18 protein-coding genes are annotated in these 18136 nt (G+C 72.8%); 14 read left to right on the top strand and 4 right to left on the bottom strand.

From position 1 onward, the window contains the following. Positions 1-69: 69 nt before the first annotated feature. From MUU72_RS06340 to MUU72_RS06295, 10 genes are all read left to right on the top strand, one after another. Positions 70-999 (top strand): ABC transporter permease, encoded by a 930-nt coding sequence (locus tag MUU72_RS06340; protein ID WP_248012126.1) that lies wholly within the window; start codon positions 70-72, stop codon positions 997-999. Between the two features lie 4 nt (positions 1000-1003). Beyond that, positions 1004-1795 carry an ABC transporter ATP-binding protein gene (locus tag MUU72_RS06335; RefSeq protein ID WP_248012283.1) on the top strand — a complete coding sequence of 264 codons (792 nt, stop codon included), beginning with the start codon at positions 1004-1006 and terminating at the stop codon, positions 1793-1795. A gap of 447 nt (positions 1796-2242) precedes the next feature. After that, the gene (gene hpnC / locus MUU72_RS06330) at positions 2243-3109 is read left to right on the top strand and encodes a squalene synthase HpnC (protein WP_248012282.1); all 867 of its coding nucleotides are present in this window, start codon (positions 2243-2245) and stop codon (positions 3107-3109) included. Positions 3110-3134: 25 nt separating this feature from the next. Further along, positions 3135-4058, top strand: coding sequence for a presqualene diphosphate synthase HpnD (gene hpnD / locus MUU72_RS06325; protein ID WP_248012281.1), 924 nt, complete (start codon positions 3135-3137; stop codon positions 4056-4058). 100 nt (positions 4059-4158) lie between these two features. Next, entirely contained in the window at positions 4159-5610 is a 1452-nt protein-coding gene (gene hpnE, locus MUU72_RS06320; RefSeq protein ID WP_248012125.1) for a hydroxysqualene dehydroxylase HpnE, read from the top strand. A 9-nt stretch (positions 5611-5619) separates the two neighbouring features. Next, positions 5620-6735 carry a polyprenyl synthetase family protein gene (locus MUU72_RS06315; protein ID WP_248012124.1) on the top strand — a complete coding sequence of 372 codons (1116 nt, stop codon included), beginning with the start codon at positions 5620-5622 and terminating at the stop codon, positions 6733-6735. A gap of 107 nt (positions 6736-6842) precedes the next feature. Continuing rightward, complete coding sequence (gene shc, locus MUU72_RS06310) at positions 6843-8876, top strand: squalene--hopene cyclase (protein ID WP_248012123.1); 2034 nt, start codon at positions 6843-6845, stop codon at positions 8874-8876. Next, positions 8876-9532, top strand: a complete 657-nt coding sequence (locus MUU72_RS06305; protein WP_248012122.1) for a phosphorylase family protein — start codon at positions 8876-8878, stop codon at positions 9530-9532. The genes shc and MUU72_RS06305 overlap by 1 nt, the downstream gene beginning before the upstream one ends. A 5-nt stretch (positions 9533-9537) precedes the next feature. Next, a complete protein-coding gene (hpnH, locus tag MUU72_RS06300; RefSeq protein WP_248012121.1) occupies positions 9538-10563 on the top strand; it encodes an adenosyl-hopene transferase HpnH in 1026 nt (341 codons plus the stop codon). An 82-nt stretch (positions 10564-10645) separates the two neighbouring features. Beyond that, positions 10646-12028, top strand: coding sequence for an aspartate aminotransferase family protein (locus MUU72_RS06295; RefSeq protein WP_248012120.1), 1383 nt, complete (start codon positions 10646-10648; stop codon positions 12026-12028). A gap of 54 nt (positions 12029-12082) precedes the next feature. Here MUU72_RS06295 and MUU72_RS06290 read toward each other — a convergent pair whose 3' ends face one another. Together MUU72_RS06290 and MUU72_RS06285 are read right to left on the bottom strand one after the other, a co-directional pair. Next, the gene (locus MUU72_RS06290; protein WP_248012119.1) at positions 12083-12889 is read right to left on the bottom strand and encodes a tyrosine-protein phosphatase; all 807 of its coding nucleotides are present in this window, start codon (positions 12887-12889) and stop codon (positions 12083-12085) included. Further along, entirely contained in the window at positions 12886-13053 is a 168-nt protein-coding gene (locus tag MUU72_RS06285; protein WP_248012118.1) for a hypothetical protein, read from the bottom strand. The genes MUU72_RS06290 and MUU72_RS06285 overlap by 4 nt, the downstream gene beginning before the upstream one ends. 118 nt (positions 13054-13171) lie before the next feature. Here MUU72_RS06285 and MUU72_RS06280 point away from each other — a divergent pair, with 118 nt between their 5' ends. Then, positions 13172-13972: an SGNH/GDSL hydrolase family protein gene (locus MUU72_RS06280; protein ID WP_248012117.1), complete on the top strand. Its 801-nt coding sequence runs from the start codon at positions 13172-13174 to the stop codon at positions 13970-13972. Positions 13973-14026: 54 nt separating this feature from the next. Here the strand turns inward: MUU72_RS06280 and MUU72_RS06275 are convergent, their stop codons facing one another. Then, a complete protein-coding gene (locus MUU72_RS06275) occupies positions 14027-14410 on the bottom strand; it encodes an ATP-binding protein (protein ID WP_282503752.1) in 384 nt (127 codons plus the stop codon). A 214-nt stretch (positions 14411-14624) separates the two neighbouring features. On the opposite strand from MUU72_RS06275, the gene MUU72_RS06270 reads away from it, so the two are divergent. The 3 genes from MUU72_RS06270 to MUU72_RS06260 are packed head-to-tail and all read left to right on the top strand — an operon-like array spanning position 14625 to position 16678. Next, positions 14625-15491 (top strand): Sco1979 family transcriptional regulator, encoded by an 867-nt coding sequence (locus tag MUU72_RS06270; protein WP_248012115.1) that lies wholly within the window; start codon positions 14625-14627, stop codon positions 15489-15491. A 7-nt stretch (positions 15492-15498) separates the two neighbouring features. Then, a complete protein-coding gene (locus tag MUU72_RS06265; protein ID WP_221911991.1) occupies positions 15499-15762 on the top strand; it encodes a DUF397 domain-containing protein in 264 nt (87 codons plus the stop codon). A gap of 10 nt (positions 15763-15772) precedes the next feature. Further along, complete coding sequence (locus MUU72_RS06260; protein ID WP_248012114.1) at positions 15773-16678, top strand: SAM-dependent methyltransferase; 906 nt, start codon at positions 15773-15775, stop codon at positions 16676-16678. A 69-nt stretch (positions 16679-16747) separates the two neighbouring features. On the opposite strand, the gene MUU72_RS06255 is transcribed toward MUU72_RS06260, so the two are convergent. Continuing rightward, positions 16748-17680, bottom strand: coding sequence for a carbohydrate kinase family protein (locus MUU72_RS06255; RefSeq protein ID WP_248012113.1), 933 nt, complete (start codon positions 17678-17680; stop codon positions 16748-16750). Positions 17681-18136: the final 456 nt, after the last annotated feature.

Genomic DNA, 18136 nt, shown 5'->3' with positions numbered 1-18136 from the left:
TATCTGAGAGCATCAGGCGCGAACCGGTGCGTGCCCCGGCAGCGCACCATGAGGACGAAAGTGTCAACTGTGAGCGAGACTACGCACGACAGTGCGGTCGCCATGAGTGCCCCGCCATCCGCCGACGAAGGGCTCACGCCGGCCCAGCGGGCCCAGAAGTACGGACTGGCGCAGAGCGGGGCCCGCCCCACCCTCCCGGAGTACGTCCGGCAGCTGTGGGCCCGCCGGCATTTCATCTCGGCCTTCGCCAGCGCCAAGCTGACCGCGCAGTTCAGCCAGGCGAAGCTGGGTCAGGTCTGGCAGGTGGCGACGCCACTGCTGAACGCCCTCGTCTACTACCTCATCTTCGGTCTGCTGATCGGCACCCGGAAGGGCGTCCCGGACTACGTCCCGTTCCTGGTGACGGGTGTCTTCATCTTCACCTTCACGCAGAGCTCGGTGATGGCCGGCACGCGGGCGATCTCCGGCAACCTCGGCCTGGTGCGGGCGCTGCACTTCCCGCGCGCCTGCCTGCCGATCTCGTTCTGCCTGATGCAGCTCCAGCAACTGCTGTTCTCCATGGGCGTGCTGGTGGTCATCCTGCTGGCGTTCGGGCAGGTGCCGACGTGGTCGTGGCTGCTGGTGCTGCCGGCGCTGCTGCTCCAGTTCGTGTTCAACACCGGCCTGGCGATGATCATGGCCCGGCTCGGCAGCAAGACCCCCGACCTGGCGCAGCTGATGCCCTTCATCATGCGGACGTGGATGTACGCGTCCGGCGTGATGTTCAGCATCAGCGTGATCCTGAAGGGCAAGCACGTCCCGCACTGGGTCGAGGTGATGCTCTACTCCAACCCCGCCGCGGTCTACATCGATCTGATCCGGTTCGCGCTGATCGACAGCTTCAAGGCGAACCAGCTCCCGCCGCACGTCTGGGCGTACGCGCTCGGCTGGGCGCTGCTGGCGGGCGCCGCGGGCTTTGTGTACTTCTGGAAGGCTGAGGAGCGGTACGGACGTGGCTGAGCAGATGGACGGCGTCCAGCCGACGGCGGCGGCGCAGGAGCGGATCCCGACCGTGATCGCGGACGAGCTGCACATCGTCTACCGGGTCTACGGGACGGGTACGGGCAAGGGCAGCGCGACCGCAGCGCTGAGCCGGATCATCCGGCGCCGCCCCTCGGTGGGCGTGCGCGAGGTGCACGCGGTCAAGGGGGTCTCCTTCACCGCGTACCGGGGTGAGTCGATCGGCCTGATCGGCTCCAACGGCTCCGGCAAGTCGACCCTGCTGAAGGCGGTGGCGGGCCTGCTGCCCGCCGAGCGCGGCAAGGTCTACACCCACGGCCAGCCCTCGCTGCTGGGCGTGAACGCGGCCCTGATGAACGACCTCACCGGCGAGAAGAACGTCCTCCTGGGCGGTCTGGCGATGGGCATGTCCCGCGAGCAGGTCCGCTCCCGCTACGACGAGATCGTCGACTTCTCCGGCATCAACGAGAAGGGCGACTTCATCTCGCTGCCGATGCGCACCTATTCGTCCGGTATGGCGGCCCGGCTGCGGTTCTCCATCGCGGCCGCCAAGGACCACGACGTGCTCCTGATCGACGAGGCGCTGGCCACCGGCGACCGCGCGTTCCAGAAGCGCTCGGAGGCCCGCATCCGCGAGCTGCGCAAGGAAGCGGGTACGGTCTTCCTGGTCAGCCACAACAACAAGTCGATCCGGGACACCTGCGACCGGGTGCTGTGGCTGGAGCGGGGCGAGCTGCTGATGGACGGCCCGACGGACGAGGTCATCAAGGCGTACGAGAAGGAGACGGGCAAATAGCCCATCCGCCGCAGAAGGCCCTCGCGAGTCCGCTTCGCGGGGGCCTTCGGGTGTGCCGGGAGGGTCAACTCCCGGAGCCGCCGGAGGAGTTGATTCCGGCCATATGGTGACCGGATCGTTGCCCGGGGCGGCGGTACCCGCCCGGACGCCGGCTGGATACGCGGCGTAAGCTGTACGGGTACTGAACAGCACAAGTAGTGCAAGTCGGGCAATTCCCCCGAGCGAGCGACGGGAGCTCGATCGGAGCGCGTCGCGGGCAGCGGCGTGTCCGAAATGGGATGTTTTAGCTTGGCGGTGTAGAACGGGAGACGTGACGGCAATGGCTACTGGTTCGCTCCGGCTCCACAACGCGCCGGGTAGCCCCCGGTGAGCCGAGGAGACGAGCAGGCGCATCGCGCCTTCCTCCGGAGGGTGGCGGTGAGTGGCAGGAGGGACCACACGCGCACCGTGCTCGATCAGGCCGCGCACGAGAATTTCCCGGTCGCGCCGTTCTTCCTGCCCCGCGCCTGGCGCGCCGATCTGATGGCCCTCTACGGCTTCGCCCGGCTCGTCGACGACATCGGTGACGGCGACCTCGCCCCCGGTGGCGGCGACGCCGTCCTGCTCGGCCTGGACCGCGAGCGCTACGACGACCGGCCCGCGCTGCTGGACGCCCTCGAAGCGGACCTGCACCGGGTCTTCAGCGACCGCGCCCCCGGCCCCAAGCACCCGCTGATGCGCCGCCTGGGCCCCACCGTCCGCCGCTGCGCGCTCACCCCCGAGCCCTTCCTCGGCCTGATCGAGGCCAACCGCCAGGACCAGCGCATCAGCCGCTACGCCACCTACGGTGACCTCGCCGCCTACTGCGAGCTGTCGGCCAACCCCGTCGGGCGGCTCGTCCTCGGCGTCACCGGCACCTCCAGCCCCGAGCGCGTCCGGCTCTCCGACGCCATCTGCACCGCCCTCCAGCTCGTCGAGCACATCCAGGACGTCGCCGAGGACCTCGGCCGGGACCGGGTCTACCTCCCCGCCGAGGACCTCAAGCGCTTCGGCGTCACCGAGGACGACCTGGCCGCGCCCAGCGCGGGGGCGCCGGTGCGCGCCCTCATCGCGTTCGAGGCGGAGCGCGCCGGCCGGCTGCTGGACGAGGGCGCGCCCCTGGTGGGCAGCGTGCAGGGCAGGCTCCGGCTGCTGCTGGCCGGCTTCGTGGCCGGGGGGCGCGCCGCGCTCCAGGCGGTCGCGGCCGCCGATCACGACGTCCTCGCCGGCCCGCCGAAGCCGACCAGGCTCAGCCTGCTGCGCGAGGTCGGGGCGACACTGCGACGAGAGGGGTGAGTCGACCGTGGAGGCAACCGCACAGATGTCCGCGCCGGTGCTCGCTGCGTACCGCTACTGCGAAGCGGTCACCGGCCAGCAGGCGCGCAACTTCGCGTACGGGATCCGGCTGCTGCCGGCCGACCGGCGGCAGGCCATGTCGGCGCTCTACGCCTTCTCCCGCCGGGTGGACGACATCGGCGACGGCGACCTGGCGCCGGCCGCCAAGCAGGACCGCCTGGCAGGCACCCGCGCCCTGCTCGCCCGCATCAAGGACGGCCGGATCGCCGAGGACGACACCGACCCGGTGGCGGTCGCGCTGGCCGACGCCGCCCGGCGCTTCCCCATCCCGCTCGACGCGCTGGACGAGCTGATCGACGGGGTGCTGGCGGACGTCCGCGGTGAGACCTACGCGACCTGGGACGAGCTGAAGGTCTACTGCCGCTGCGTGGCCGGCGCCATCGGCCGGTTGTCACTCGGCGTGTTCGGCACCGTACCCGGCGCGCTCGATGTGGAGCGCGCCCCCGAGTACGCCGATACGCTCGGGCTCGCGCTCCAACTGACCAATATCCTCAGGGACGTTCGCGAGGACGCGGGCAACGGACGGACGTACCTGCCGGCCGAGGATCTGGCCAAGTTCGGCTGCTCGGCGGGGTTCGACGGACCGGTGCCGCCGCCCGGCGCCGACTTCGCCGGGCTGGTGCAGTTCGAGGCCCGGCGGGCCCGCGCGCTGTTCGCCGAGGGCTTCCGGCTGCTGCCGATGCTCGACCGGCGCAGCGGTGCCTGCGTCGCCGCGATGGCCGGTATCTACCACCGGCTGCTGACACGGATCGCCGCCGACCCGGAGGCGGTGCTGCGCGGCCGGGTCTCGCTGCCCGGCCGGGAGAAGGCGTTCGTCGCGGTGCGCGGGCTCTCCGGGCTCGACGCCCGGGCGATCGGCCGCCGCCAGGCGGTCAGGAGGCGTGGATGAGGTGCCGGACCCCGTACACCGGCCACGGTGCGGCACCGGTGCGGCGGGCAACCCCGAGCCGGACGGCGGCGTCCTTGACAGGCGTGAGGGGGGAGAGCGCATGAACGCGGGAGCCACGCCGTCCGAGCGCGCCCCCGGCCGTCCCGAAGGGGCGGCCGCGGTGGTCATCGGGGGCGGACTCGCCGGCACCACCGCGGCGCTGGCGCTGGCCGACGCCGGCCTGCGGGTCACCCTCGTCGAGGGCCGCCCGCGCCTGGGCGGCCTGGTCTTCTCCTTCCGCCGCGACGGTGCCGCCGGCCCGCTGACCGTCGACAACGGCCAGCACGTCCACCTCCGCTGCTGCACCGCCTACGGCGACCACCTGAAGCGGATCGGCGGGCACCACCTCGCCCCCCTCCAGGACCGCCTGGACGTCCCCGTCCTGGACGCCGTGGGCGCCGGCGGCCGGCCCCGGCTCGGCCGGCTGCGCCGCACCGCCCTGCCGGTCCCGCTCCACCTCGCCAAGAGCCTGGCCTGCTACCCGCACCTCTCACCCGCCGAGCGCGCCGGGGTGGTGCGCGCCACCCTCGCCCTGGGCCGCCTGGACCTGGACGACCCCGCCCTGGACGCCACCGACTTCGGCAGCTGGCTGCGCCGCCACGGCCAGTCGCCGCGCGCCGTCGAGGCGCTGTGGGACCTGGTCGGCGTCGCCACCCTCAACGCGACCGCCGGCGACGTCTCGCTGGGCCTGGCCGCCAAGGTCTTCAAGACCGGACTGCTCTCCGCCCCCGGCGCCGCCGACATCGGCCGGGCCCGCGTCCCGCTCGGCGACCTCCACGACACCCTCGCCGGCGCCGCACTGCGCGAGGCCGGTGTCCAGGTCGCGCTGCGCACCCGGGCCACCGCCGTCACCCGCGACGGGGACGGCGACGGCTGGCGGGTCGCGGTGGGCAGCGGCCCGCACGGCGGCCGGACGCTCACCGCCGACACCGTCGTGCTGGCCGTACCGCAGCGCGAGGCGCACGGCCTGCTGCCCGACGGCGCGCTGCCCGACCGGGACCGGCTGCTGGACATCGGCACCGCGCCGATCCTCAACGTCCACGTGGTCTACGACCGCCCGGTACTGCGCCGCCCGTTCTTCGCCGCGCTCGGCTCCCCGGTCCAGTGGGTCTTCGACCGCACCGGCCCCTCGGGCCTGGCCCGCGCCGACGGCCACCGGCGCAGCCAGTACCTGGCCCTCTCGCAGTCCGCCGCGCAGGAGGAGATCGACCAGCCGGTCGGCAAACTCCGCGCCCGCTACCTCCCCGAGCTGGAGCGGCTGCTGCCGGCCGCCCGGGGCGCCCGGATCCTCGACTTCTTCGTCACCCGCGAGCGGACCGCGACCTTCGCGCCCGCCCCGGGCGTGGGCCGGCTCCGCCCGGCCGCCCGCACCCAAGTCCCCGGCCTGTTCCTGGCCGGTGCGTGGACCGCCACCGGGTGGCCCGCGACGATGGAGAGCGCTGTGCGCAGCGGCACCGCCGCCGCCCGCGAGGCGCTCACCGAACTCGGCTGCCCTCCGGGCCGGTTGCCCTGAGGAGGCGGCATGACACCGCGTACGCGCGCTCGCACGAGCACGAGCATCGGAAACAGAGGAGAAACCGTGGCTTCCCCGGCTATCGACACCGCGAGCGTCACCGCGCTGCTGGAGCGCGGGCGGACACTCGCCACTCCCGTGCTGCGTGCCGCCGTGGCCAGACTCGCCCCTCCCATGGACACCGTCGCCGCCTACCACTTCGGCTGGATCGACGCGGCCGGCAACCCCAGTGCCGGGGACGGCGGCAAGGCGGTCCGCCCCGCGCTCGCGCTGCTCTCCGCCGAGGTGGCCGGCGCCGCCCCCGAGACCGGGGTGCCGGGCGCGGTCGCCGTCGAGCTGGTGCACAACTTCTCGTTGCTGCACGATGACCTGATGGACGGTGACGAGCAGCGCCGGCACCGCGACACGGTGTGGAAGGTGCACGGCCCGGCGCAGGCCATCCTGGTCGGCGACGCGCTGTTCGCGCTGGCCAACGAGATACTGCTGGAGCTCGGCACGGTCGACGCCGGCCGCGCCACCCGCCGGCTGACCCTGGCCACCCGCAAGCTGATCGACGGCCAGGCCCAGGACATCTCCTACGAGCACCGCGAGCGGGTCACCGTCGAGGAGTGCCTGGAGATGGAGGGCAACAAGACCGGCGCGCTGCTCGCCTGCGCGGTCTCCATCGGTGCGGTGCTCGGCGGCGCCGACGACCGCACCGCCGACATCCTGGAGCGGTACGGCTACCACCTCGGCCTCGCCTTCCAGGCCGTCGACGACCTGCTGGGCATCTGGGGCGACCCGGACGCCACCGGCAAGCAGACCTGGAGCGACCTGCGGCAGCGCAAGAAGTCGCTGCCGGTCGTGGCCGCACTGGCGGCCGGCGGTCCGGCCTCCGAGCGGCTCGCCCGGATCCTGGCGGCCGACGCCAAGAAGACCGAGACCGAGATCGCCGACTTCACCGAGGAAGAGTTCGCCTCCCGCGCGGCGTTGATCGAGGAGGCCGGCGGCCGCGAGTGGACCTCCCAGGAGGCCCGCCGCCAGCACGCCACCGCGATCGCCGCCCTGGACGAGATCGAGATGCCCGAGAAGATCCGCGGCGAGCTCGTCGCGCTCGCGGACTTCGTCGTCGTACGAGAGAGATGAGGACCGCCGCCACGCACTAGCTCGCAGTCGCCGGCCGGTGCCGCACCGCGCACCGGCCGACGGAATCCCTGACCACGCATTGACGGTTCACTGCAGAAGGGGAAGCCATGACAGCGACGACCGACGGCAGCACCGGGGCCCTCCCGCCCCGGGGCGCCTCGGCCACCGATGCCGCCGAAGCCGCAGCCGCGCCGGCCGGCGGAGCGCGCACCGCCGTCCTGCGGAACACGGCGGACGCCGCGCGGGAGGCCACCGCCCGCGCCACCGAGCACCTGCTCGCCCGCCAGGACCCCGCCGGCTGGTGGAAGGGCGACCTGGCCACCAATGTCACGATGGACGCCGAGGACCTGCTGCTCCGTCAGTTCCTGGGCATCCAGGACCCGGCCGTCACCGAGGCCGCCGCCCGCTTCATCCGGGGTGAGCAGCGTCCGGACGGCACCTGGGCCACCTTCCACGGCGGCCCCGGCGAACTCTCCACCACGATCGAGGCGTACGTCGCGCTGCGGCTGGCCGGCGACGCGCCGGGCGCCCCGCACATGGCCACCGCCGCCGCCTGGATCCGCGCCCGGGGCGGTATCGCCGCCTCCCGCGTCTTCACCCGGATCTGGCTCGCCCTCTTCGGCTGGTGGAAGTGGGACGACCTGCCCGAACTCCCGCCGGAGCTGATCTACCTCCCCAAGTGGTTCCCGCTCAGCATCTACGCCTTCGGCTGCTGGGCCCGGCAGACCATCGTCCCGCTCACCATCGTCTCGGCCAAGCGCCCGGTCCGCCCGGCGCCGTTCGCCCTGGACGAGCTGCACACCGACCCGGCCGACCCCGCCCCGCCGCGGCCGACGGCCCGCGTCACCAGCTGGGACGGCCTCTTCCAGCGGCTGGACAAGGCGCTGCACCTCTACCACAAGGTCGCCCTCCGCCGGCCGCGGGCCGCCGCGATGCGCGCGGCCGCCCGCTGGATCATCGAGCGGCAGGAGAACGACGGCTGCTGGGGTGGCATCCAGCCGCCGGCCGTCTACTCCCTCATCGCCCTGCATCTGCTCGGCTACGACCTCGACCACCCGGTGCTGCGCGAGGGCCTGGCGTCCCTGGACCGGTTCGCGGTGTGGCGCGAGGACGGCGCCCGGATGATCGAGGCGTGCCAGTCCCCGGTCTGGGACACCTGCCTGGCGACCATCGCGCTGGCCGATGCCGGGGTGCCCGCCGACCACCCGCAGCTGGTCAAGGCCGCCGACTGGATGCTCGGCGAGCAGATCGGCCGGCCCGGCGACTGGTCCGTGCGCCGCCCCCAACTCCCGCCCGGCGGCTGGGCGTTCGAGTTCCACAACGACAACTACCCGGACATCGACGACACCGCTGAGGTGGTGCTGGCGCTGCGCCGGGTCCGGCACCCCGACCCGCAGCGGATCGCGGACGCCATCGACCGCGGCGTGCGGTGGAACGTGGGGATGCAGTCGGGGAACGGCGCCTGGGGCGCGTTCGACGCCGACAACACCAGCCCGTTCCCCGACCGCCTGCCGTTCTGCGACTTCGGCGAGGTCATCGACCCGCCGTCGGCCGACGTCACCGGCCATGTCGTCGAGATGCTCGCAGAGGTCGGCAAGGCCCACGACCCGCGCACCCGCCGCGGCGTCGCCTGGCTGCTGGCCCAACAGGAGCCCAGCGGCGCGTGGTTCGGGCGGTGGGGCACCAACTACGTCTACGGCACCGGCTCGGTGCTGCCCGCCCTCGTCGCCGCCGGGATCCCCGCCTCGCACCCGGCCGTCCGGCGGGCCGTCGACTGGCTGGAGCGGGTGCAGAACGACGACGGCGGCTGGGGCGAGGACCAGCGCTCCTACCAGGACAAGGAGAAGTGGGCCGGGCGCGGCGCCTCCACGCCCTCGCAGACCGCCTGGGCGCTGATGGCGCTGCTGGCGGCCGGTGAACGGGAGAGCGAGGCGGTGCGCCGCGGGGTGCGCTGGCTGGTCGAGGCCCAGCGGCCGGACGGCTCCTGGGACGAGCCGTACTTCACCGGCACCGGCTTCCCGTGGGACTTCTCCATCAACTACCACCTCTACCGCCAGGTCTTCCCGCTGACCGCGCTGGGCCGCTACGTGCACGGCGGGCCGGCCACCGCCGGGGCCGCCGCGGCACCGGTGGGGGCCTGATGCCGGGACGGCCCCCGCCGGACGCGGATCCGCCGCTGCTGGTCGCCTGCGCGCTCGGCATCGAACGGTTCGCGCTGCGGGGCGGTGAGCGCGGCGCGGCGGGCCCGCCCGCGGTCACCCTCCGCACCGGCATGGGCCCCCAGGCCGCCGAACGGGCCCTGACCGCCGCCCTGGCCCCGGGTGCGGCCACCGCGGGCGCCCCGGTGGTGGCCAGCGGGTTCTGCGCCGGGCTCGCCCCCGGGATGCGGCCCGGGGACGTGGTCGTCGCCGCCGCCACCCGCGGCCACCGCCCCGGCGCCCCCGAGGTGCCCTGCCGGGACAATGCCCCGCTGGTGGCCGCCCTGCGGGCCCGCGGCCTGCGGGTGCACACGGGGCTGCTGTGCGGCGCCGACCACGTCGTACGCGGCGCCGAGCGGGCCGCCCTGCACGCCCAGGGAGCCCTCGCGGTGGACATGGAGTCCGCCGCCACGCTCCGGACGGCGGTGCGCCGCGGCAGCCCCGCGGTTGCCGCCGTCCGGGTGGTCGTGGACGCCCCGGAACACGAACTCGTGCGCATCGGGACGCTGCGCGGTGGAATATCTGCCTTCCGCGTGCTGCGCTCGGTATTTCCTGTTTTCTTTGAATGGCACCGTTCTTTGCTGCTCTCCAGGAGGTGAGCCAGATGGCAATGCCGCTCCGCCAGTCCATCCGGGTCGGGACCTATCTGTTTGAACAGAAAGTGCTGCGCAAGCGGGAGAAGTTCCCGCTGATTGTCGAACTGGAGCCGCTCTTCGCCTGCAATCTGAAGTGCGAGGGCTGCGGGAAGATCCAGCACCCGGCGGGCGTCCTCAAGCAGCGGATGCCGGTGGCCCAGGCGGTCGGGGCGGTGCTGGAGTCCGGTGCCCCGATGGTGTCCATCGCCGGCGGCGAGCCGCTGATGCACCCGCAGATCGATGAGATCGTGCGGCAGCTGGTGGCCCGCCGGAAGTATGTCTTCCTGTGCACCAACGCGCTGCTGCTGCGCAAGAAGATGGCGAATTTCAAGCCCTCGCCGTATTTTGCGTTCGCGGTGCACATCGACGGGATGCGGGAGCGCCACGACGAATCCGTCGCGAAGGAAGGCGTATTCGACGAGGCGGTGGCGGCCATCAAGGAGGCCAAGCGGCGCGGCTTCCGGGTCACCACCAATTCCACGTTCTTCAACACCGACACCCCGCAGACCGTCATCGAGGTCCTGAACTTCCTCAACGACGACCTGAAGGTCGACGAGATGATGCTCTCGCCGGCCTACGCCTACGAGAAGGCCCCCGACCAGGAGCACTTCCTCGGCGTGGAGCAGACCAGGGAGCTGTTCCGGAAGGCGTTCGCCGGCGGCAACCGCCGGCGCTGGCGGCTCAACCACAGCCCGCTGTTCCTGGATTTCCTGGAGGGCAAGGCGGACTTCCCCTGCACCGCCTGGGCGATCCCCAACTACTCGCTGTTCGGCTGGCAGCGGCCCTGCTACCTCATGAGCGACGGCTACGTCCCCACGTACCGGGAGCTGATCGAGGAGACCGACTGGGAGAAGTACGGCCGCGGCAAGGATCCGCGCTGCGCCAACTGCATGGCGCACTGCGGCTACGAGCCCACCGCCGTCCTGGCCACCATGGGCTCCCTGAAGGAGTCGCTGCGGGCGGCCCGGGAGACCGTCGGCGGCAACCGCGGGTGACGCGCCGCACGGGGGCGCCGGGGGCGGTGGCCCGCCGGCGCCCCCGGCCCGTTCCCGCCGACCGCCCGTAAGGAGAACACCCGTGTCCGGATTCGACCTCAACCGGCTGCTCGCCGAACGCGGCGCCGAGCGCTACGCCCTGCACGCCCGCCACCTCAACCACCAGCTCCCGCGGATGCTGCACACCATCGGCTTCGACAAGGTCTACGAGCGGGCCGAGGGCGCCTACTTCTACGACGCCGACGGCCAGGACTACCTCGACATGCTCGCCGGTTTCGGGGTGATGGGCCTGGGCCGCCACCACCCGGTCGTCCGCCGGGCCCTGCACGACGTCCTCGACGCCCAGCTCGCCGACCTCACCCGCTTCGACTGCCCGCCGCTGCCCGGTCTGCTCGCCGAGAAGCTGCTGGCCCACGCGCCCCACCTGGACCGGGTGTTCTTCGGCAACAGCGGTACCGAGGCCGTCGAGACCGCGCTGAAGTTCGCCCGCCGCGCCACCGGCCGCCCGCGCGTCCTGTATTGCGCGCACGCCTTCCACGGCCTGACCACCGGTGCGCTCTCGGTCAACGGCGAGGACGGCTTCCGGGACGGCTTCGCCCCGCTGCTCCCGGACACCGCCATCGAGCTGGGCGACCTGGCCGCGCTGGAACGCGAGCTCGGGCGCGGCGACGTGGCGGCCTTCGTCGTCGAGCCCATCCAGGGCAAGGGCGTCACCCCCGCGCCGCCCGGCTTCCTGCGCGCCGCCCAGGAACTGCTGCACCGCCACAAGGCGCTGCTGATCGCCGACGAGGTGCAGACCGGTCTGGGCCGCACCGGCGACTTCTTCGCCTACCAGCACGAGGAGGGCGTGGAACCGGACCTGGTGTGCGTCGCCAAGGCGCTCTCCGGCGGCTACGTCCCGGTCGGCGCGACCCTCGGCAAGGACTGGATCTTCAAGAAGGTCTACTCGTCGATGGACCGCGTCCTGGTGCACTCGGCGAGCTTCGGTGCCAACGCCCAGGCGATGGCGGCCGGCCTGGCGGTGCTCTCGGTGATGGAGGACGAGGAGGTCACCGCGAACGCCCGGCACACCGGCGAGCTGCTGCGCTCCCGGCTGGCGGCGCTGGTCGACCGGTACGAGCTGCTGCACGAGGTGCGCGGCCGGGGCCTGATGATCGGCATCGAGTTCGGCCGGCCGACGTCGCTGGGGCTGCGCAGCCGCTGGACGATGCTCCAAGCCGCCCGCAAGGGGCTGTTCGCGCAGATGGTCGTGGTGCCGCTGCTCCAGCGCCACCGGATCCTCACCCAGGTCTCCGGCGACCACCTGGAGGTCATCAAGCTGATCCCACCGCTGATCATCGGCGAACGGGAGGTGGACCGCTTCGTCGAGGCGTTCACGGCCGTGATGGACGACGCGCACAGCGGTGGCGGGCTGATGTGGGACTTCGGGCGGACCCTGGTCAAGCAGGCGGTCGCCAACCGCTGACCGCCCCCGGGGCGGCCGGGCCGGCGCGCCGCCGCCCGCCCGGCCGCCCGGGCGTCAGTCCTCCAGCAGCGTCGCGCGCAGCCGCTCGCGGGTGGCGGGGGAGAGCTTCAGGCCCTCGGTGAGGTAGGCGTCGACCGAGCCCCAGGTGCCCTCGATCGCGTCGAACGCGGCGGTGAGGTAGTCCAGGCGCGCGCCGAAGAGGGGCGAGAGCAGCTCCATGACCTCGGGCGACATCCCGGCGGCGGAGTGGTCCGAGCGGCGGACCTTGTAGCGCCGGCTGGGGTCGTCGGACTTGAGGTAGTCCGCCACGATGGCGTCCCGCTCCACGCCGACCGCGAGCAGGGTGACCGCGATGGACAGGCCCGCGCGGTCCTTGCCCGCCGCGCAGTGCATCAGCGCCGGGACGCTGTCCTCGGCCAGGGCGTGCAGCACCCGGCTGTGGTCGGCGGTGCGGGTGGTGATGATCTCGCGGTAGGTGTGGGCCATCCGGTCCGCGGCCTTGCCGTCGCCGAGGACGACGCGCAGCTGGTCCAGTTCGCCGTCGCGCACCATCGTCCAGAATTCCGCGCCGTCGGCGGGGTCGGTGAGCGGGATATTGACGTTCCGTACGCCGGGGAGGGCGACGTCGGGGCCCTCCAGCGCGATGTCGGAGGCGTTGCGGAAGTCGAAGATGGTGTGCAGCCCGAGGCCGGCCAGGAACGCGGCGTCCGCCTCGGTGGCGTGCGCGAGGTGGCCGCTGCGGTAGAGCCGGCCGTACCGGAGGCGACGCCCGTCGACGGTCGGCAGTCCGCCGACGTCGCGGAAGTTGCGGACCTCCGCGAGCTCCGGCGGGGACTGGGGGACCTGTGGCGTCTGCGTCACGGGCGCTCCTCGGGATCGGCCGCCGACGCTGTCGTCGACGAGGCGGGCTGGTTCGACGATACGACATTGATGCAATAGGCAATCAGGTCGCAACACCCGGCAACAGCGCGCAACAGTGCCGCAACGGCGCGCATCATCCCCTCTGCGCGGCGCTCGATGAGCACTCTGTGATCGATCGTTATTCCAACTTGAGCAGAATTTGACCGGGTGGCATTAATCACCTCCCGTCAACCCCTGGTTACGGTGGCGTAGGTCACTTCTGAAGGTGAAGTATGTCCCGACGTGGCAGACGATTCGAAGAACATCAGCAACGGCGCGGCAGGCGCCATCGGGTCGTACGCAGCCGTCGGGGACAGCTTTACCGAGGGGGTCGGGGACCCCGGACCGGACGGGGCGTACATCGGCTGGGCGGACCGCCTCGCGGTCCTCCTCGCCGACCAGCGGGACGAGGGGGACTTCCGCTACGCGAACCTCGCCGTACGGGGGCGGCTCCTGGACCGGATCGTCGAGGAGCAGGTGCCCCGGGCCAAGCAGCTCGCGCCCGCGCTGGTGACGTTCTGCGCCGGCGGCAACGACATCCTGCGCCCCGGCTCGGATCCGGACGCGGTCGCCGAGCGCTACGAGGCGGCCGTCGCCGAACTCCGCGAGACGGTCCCCTTGGTGCTGCTGTGCACCGGTTTCGACACCCGCGGGATCCCGGTCCTCAAGCACCTGCGCGGCAAGATCGCCACGTACACCGCCCACGTGCGGGCCATCGCCGACCGGCACGGCTGCCCGGTGCTGGACCTGTGGTCGCTCAAGTCCGTGCAGGACCGCCGGGCCTGGAGCGAGGACCGGCTGCACCTCTCGGCCGACGGGCACACCAGGGTGGCGCTGCGCGCGGCGCAGGTGCTGGGCCTGCCGGTGCCGGCCGACCCGGACCAGCCGTGGCCGCCGGAGACCGAGCGGACCGCCGCCGAGGCGCGGCGGGACAACATCCACTGGGCGCGCGAGCACCTGGTGCCGTGGATCGGCCGCCGGCTGCGCGGTGTCTCCTCCGGTGACGACGTCGCGCCCAAGCGGCCCGACCTGCTGCCGCTCTGACCGCCGCGCCCCTTACGGGAACCGAGGCCCCGGCCGCCCCTGGCGGCCGGGGCCTCAGTGCGTCGCGACGCGGTACGGCAGATCCGCCCAGACCACCTGGCCCCGGCCGCTGTCGACCGGCCGGGTGCCCCAGCTGTCGGAGAGCGCGCCGACCAGGAACAGGCCGCGCCCGCCCTCCTGATCGAGGCTGCCGGGCTGGGCGTGCGGCGCGGAGGTGCCCGGGCCGCCCTCGTCGGTGATCTCTATCCGGATGTGCGCCCCGACGACCGTGAGCTCGCAGCCGACCTTCTCGCTGTCGGTGTGCCGCACCGCGTTGGTGAACAGCTCGGTGACCACCAACTCCACGTCGTCGCGGACCTGTTGAGCAGCGCCCCACTCGCGCAGCAGCGTGCTCACACGCCTGCGCGCCTCGGGCACGGACGTGCGCCGCGCCGGCAAGTGGAACGCGTCCTGCGGGCTCTGGGCGAGGAAGCCGCCGCATCGCCCTAACGACGGAGCGTTTTTGTAGGAAGCCACGACATAACTATGTGCGATGTTGCTCACCGTTGGCAAGGATCACTCTGTAATTTGCAGAATTGAAAGTGCAGTCTGTTCGAGCTGATGACGGCATGACACACTGCTGAACACTGAAGCTGGTTGGAGGGGATCGGACGTGGCGGACCCACGGTCTGCGGGTGCACCCACCGTCCTGCGGGTGGTGCTCGGCAAGCGACTGCAGGATCTGCGGGAGAAGGCGGGGCTCTCCTTCGAGCGGGCCGCCGCCGCACTGGACGTGACGCACGCCACGATACGGCGCATGGAGAAGGCCGAGGTCGGCCTCAAAATCCCCTACGTCGAGAAGCTGCTCGCGACCTACGGCGTCACCGATCAGAAGGAGATCGACGGCTTCCTCTCCCTCGCCCGCGAGGCCAACCGCCCCGGCTGGTGGCACCGCTTCCGCGACGTCCTCCCCGAGTGGTTCAGCGCCTTCGTCAGCCTGGAGAGCGAAGCCAACCTCATCCGCTCCTACCAACCGCACTACGTCCCCGGCCTGTTGCAGACCGAGGACTACGCCGCCGCGGTGCTGCGCGCCGGGATGCCGCACGCCGCACCCGCCGACATCGACCGCGTGGTCGCCCTCCGCATGGAGCGCCAGGCGCTGCTGACCCGGGACGACGCCCCGATGCTCTGGTCGGTCATGGACGAGACCGTGCTGCGGCGGCCCATCGGCGGGCCCAAGGTGATGCGCGGCCAGATCGCCCGCCTGATGGAAGCCACCTCGCTGCCGAACGTCCGGCTCCAGGTGATGCCGTTCGCCGCGGGCCCGCACCCCGCCATGTACGGACCGTTCCACATCTTCCGCTTCCCGATCCCGGAGCTCCCGGACATCGCGTACGCGGAAAGCCTCGTCGGAGCCGTGTACTTCGACCAGCGCAACGACGTCTCGCAGTTCCTGGAGGCCCTGGACCGGATGTGTGCGCAGGCCGCGCCGGCACACACCACCGAGGCCATTCTGGGTGGCTTTCGCAAGGAGATCTGAACCCCCCATGGATCGCATACGTATCTACAACGGCATGCCCGCCAACGAGCTGGGCACCGACGGCTGGCACAAGCCGTGGAGCGGCGGAAACGGCGGCGAGTGCGTCGAGGCCATGCGCCTGCGGGACGGCCGGGTCGCGCTGCGCCAGTCCACCGACCCGGACGGCCCCGCGCTGATCTACACCCACCGCGAGATGGTCAGTTTCATCGAGGGCGCGAAGGCCGGCCACGCCGACTTCCTGCTCTCCGCCGCGCCGTGCCCGGCGCACTGAGGGAGGAGCCATGACCGACCAGCACAGCCCTCCCGAGCCGGCGGACCCCGCCGTCCCGGAGATCGGCCCCTACCCGCCCGGCCCCGACCACCTCGGCTTCGCCGCCGACGAGATCGACACCAGCCGGCCCCACCCGGCCCGGATGTACGACTACTTCCTCGGCGGCTGGGACAACTACGAGGTCGACCGGGTCGCCGGCGACCGGGTCATCGAACTCCACCCGCAGGTCCGCGACAGCGTGCGCGCCAACGGCGCCTTCCGCCGGCGCGCGGTCCGCGCGGTGACCGCCGCCGGGGTGCGGCAGTTCCTCGTCCTCGGCATCGGCATCCCCACCTCGCCCAACCCGCACGAGGTGGCCCGGGCGACCGCCCCGGACAGCCGGGTGGTCTACGTGGACAGCGACCCGATCGTCGCCACCCACGCCCGCGCCCGGCTCGCCAACGCCGCCGGCACCGCCTTCGCCCTCGGCGACCTCCGTGACCCCAAGGCCGTCCTGGACGACCCGGTGGTCCGCGAACTCATCGACCTCGACCGGCCGGTGGGGCTGCTGATCGGCGGGGTGATGGACTTCCTCGCCGAGGACGACAACCCCGCCGCGCTGCTCGCCGCGTTCGGCGCCGCGGTGCCCGCCGGCAGCCACCTCATCCTGTCGCACGGCACCTACGAGCCCTACGAGGGCTACGCGGAGGGCCGGGTCGACGAGGCCGCCCGCGCCCACGTGGAGGAGGTCTACAAGAGCTCCACCGCCCCGCTGACCCTGCGCACCAAGGACGAGATCGCCGCGCTCCTCGGCCCGTTCGCCCCCCTGGAACCGGGCGTCGTCCGGGTGCCGCTGTGGCGGCCCGACGAGGACGTGCCCGGCCCCGAGGAGCTCAACAACACCATTTTCTACGGTGTGGTGGGCCGCAAGGGCTGACCGGACCGCTCCCCGGCACGGCCGGACCGCACCCGGGCGCGGCCGGTCCCCGGGTGCGGGGGCGGAGGGCTATGCGCCGGTACCGGAGACCTGCGGCTCGGCGGGGGCGGGCGGCGCCGGGGGTGGCGGGGGCGGCGGCGCGGCCGCGGTGAGGGCGGCGCCGAGGTCGTCCGGACCGGCGAGCGCGGTGTGCGTGCCCGCGGCCGTACAGGCGTGCGCGCCGGCCACCGCGCCGAGCCGGGCGCACTCCTCAAGGCTCCGGTCGGACAGCTTCCCGTAGAGGAAGCCGCAGGTGAAGGCGTCGCCGGCGCCGTTGCTGTCGATGACCGGGCCCGGCGGTACGGCCGCCGGGATCAGCCGGGGGGTGCGGTCCTCCGGGGTGAGGAGGTACGCGCCGCCCGCGCCGGCGGTGGCGATCACCGCCTCGGCCCGGCCGTCCCGGATGATCTCCCGCATGATGGAGCCGATCCGCTCACCGGCCCCCGCCGTACTGAGGAAGACCAGGTCCGAGCGGAAGGCGAAGTCGCGGTGGTGCTCGGTCAGACCGTCCCAGTCGTGCAGGTCCGTGGAGACCGGAATGTCCAGGGCGGCGAGGTCGTCGTAGAGGTAGCGGGTGAAGTGGCTGATCGACAGGTGGACGTGGCGGGTGCGGCGCAGGAGGGGGAGGTAGTGCTCGGGCGGCATCCGCAGATCGAGCGGGTCGCGGGCGTCGTAGAAGGACATCCGGCGGCCGTCGGGTGAGACGAGGTTGACCGCCCGCCGGGTGCCGTGCGGGGAGATCAGCGGCCGGAAGTCGACCCCGCTGCCGGCCAGCCGCTCGCGGACCAGGGCGCCCGGGGGGTCGTCGCCGAGGAAGTCCACGAATCCGGTGGTCAGTCCCAGCGCCGCGCAGCCGAGCGCGACACCGGTGCCGGTGTGGCCCGCCCATTCGCGGATGGGCGGCACGGCGTGGCTGTCGGCGGTCGGTACGGGCAGCGCACCGACCCGCACGACGGTGTCCACACCCGATCCGCCGACGACGAGTACGTCATATGGCTCAGATACCTGCTGGAAGGTCACAAGCGTCCCTGAATCCCTTGCTGGTGAGACGAGTCCCGTGCTGGTGGGAGCGGCCGCGCCGGCGGTGCGCCCGCCGTCGGGAGTCTAGACGCACACTCGCCTCATATCGGGATGTCAGGGACGCGCGTGACGCGGGGAGGGGCGCACCGCCCGGCGGACGCCCCGCGCGGCGCGGCGGCTCCCTCCCGGGCGCGTGGGCACGCCCGCACGTGGGGGTGCGGTGGCCTGTCGCGCGGTCGGGTCCGCGCTGCGCGCGGGCCTCGGAACGCCCGCCCGCTCGGCAACCGGGCCGGCCGCGCCACCGGCCGGAGCGCGCCGGCCCGGTTGCCGCGTGCCCGGCCGTCCGGGCCCCGGGACGCACGGGCCGTTGACACCGGGGCGCCGGGCGGCCGAGGGTGA

Origin of the sequence: Streptomyces rhizoryzae, from assembly GCF_023155275.1 — a bacterium.
Taxonomy (GTDB): Bacteria; Actinomycetota; Actinomycetes; order Streptomycetales; family Streptomycetaceae; genus Streptomyces; species Streptomyces rhizoryzae.
The sequence above is the reverse complement of the archived record's forward strand: the minus strand, read 5'-3'. Positions and strand labels throughout refer to the sequence as shown.

Bases quoted from the DNA above. Each gene is read 5' to 3' on its own strand.
- MUU72_RS06335 (WP_248012283.1), top strand. From the start codon at position 1,004: ATGGACGGCGTCCAGCCGACGGCGGCGGCGCAGGAGCGGATCCCGACC.
- hpnD (WP_248012281.1), top strand. From the start codon at position 3,135: ATGTCCGCGCCGGTGCTCGCTGCGTACCGCTACTGCGAAGCGGTCACC.
- hpnE (WP_248012125.1), top strand. From the start codon at position 4,159: ATGAACGCGGGAGCCACGCCGTCCGAGCGCGCCCCCGGCCGTCCCGAA.
- MUU72_RS06315 (WP_248012124.1), top strand. From the start codon at position 5,620: ATGACACCGCGTACGCGCGCTCGCACGAGCACGAGCATCGGAAACAGA.
- shc (WP_248012123.1), top strand. From the start codon at position 6,843: ATGACAGCGACGACCGACGGCAGCACCGGGGCCCTCCCGCCCCGGGGC.
- MUU72_RS06305 (WP_248012122.1), top strand. From the start codon at position 8,876: ATGCCGGGACGGCCCCCGCCGGACGCGGATCCGCCGCTGCTGGTCGCC.
- hpnH (WP_248012121.1), top strand. From the start codon at position 9,538: ATGGCAATGCCGCTCCGCCAGTCCATCCGGGTCGGGACCTATCTGTTT.
- MUU72_RS06265 (WP_221911991.1), top strand. From the start codon at position 15,499: ATGGATCGCATACGTATCTACAACGGCATGCCCGCCAACGAGCTGGGC.
- MUU72_RS06260 (WP_248012114.1), top strand. From the start codon at position 15,773: ATGACCGACCAGCACAGCCCTCCCGAGCCGGCGGACCCCGCCGTCCCG.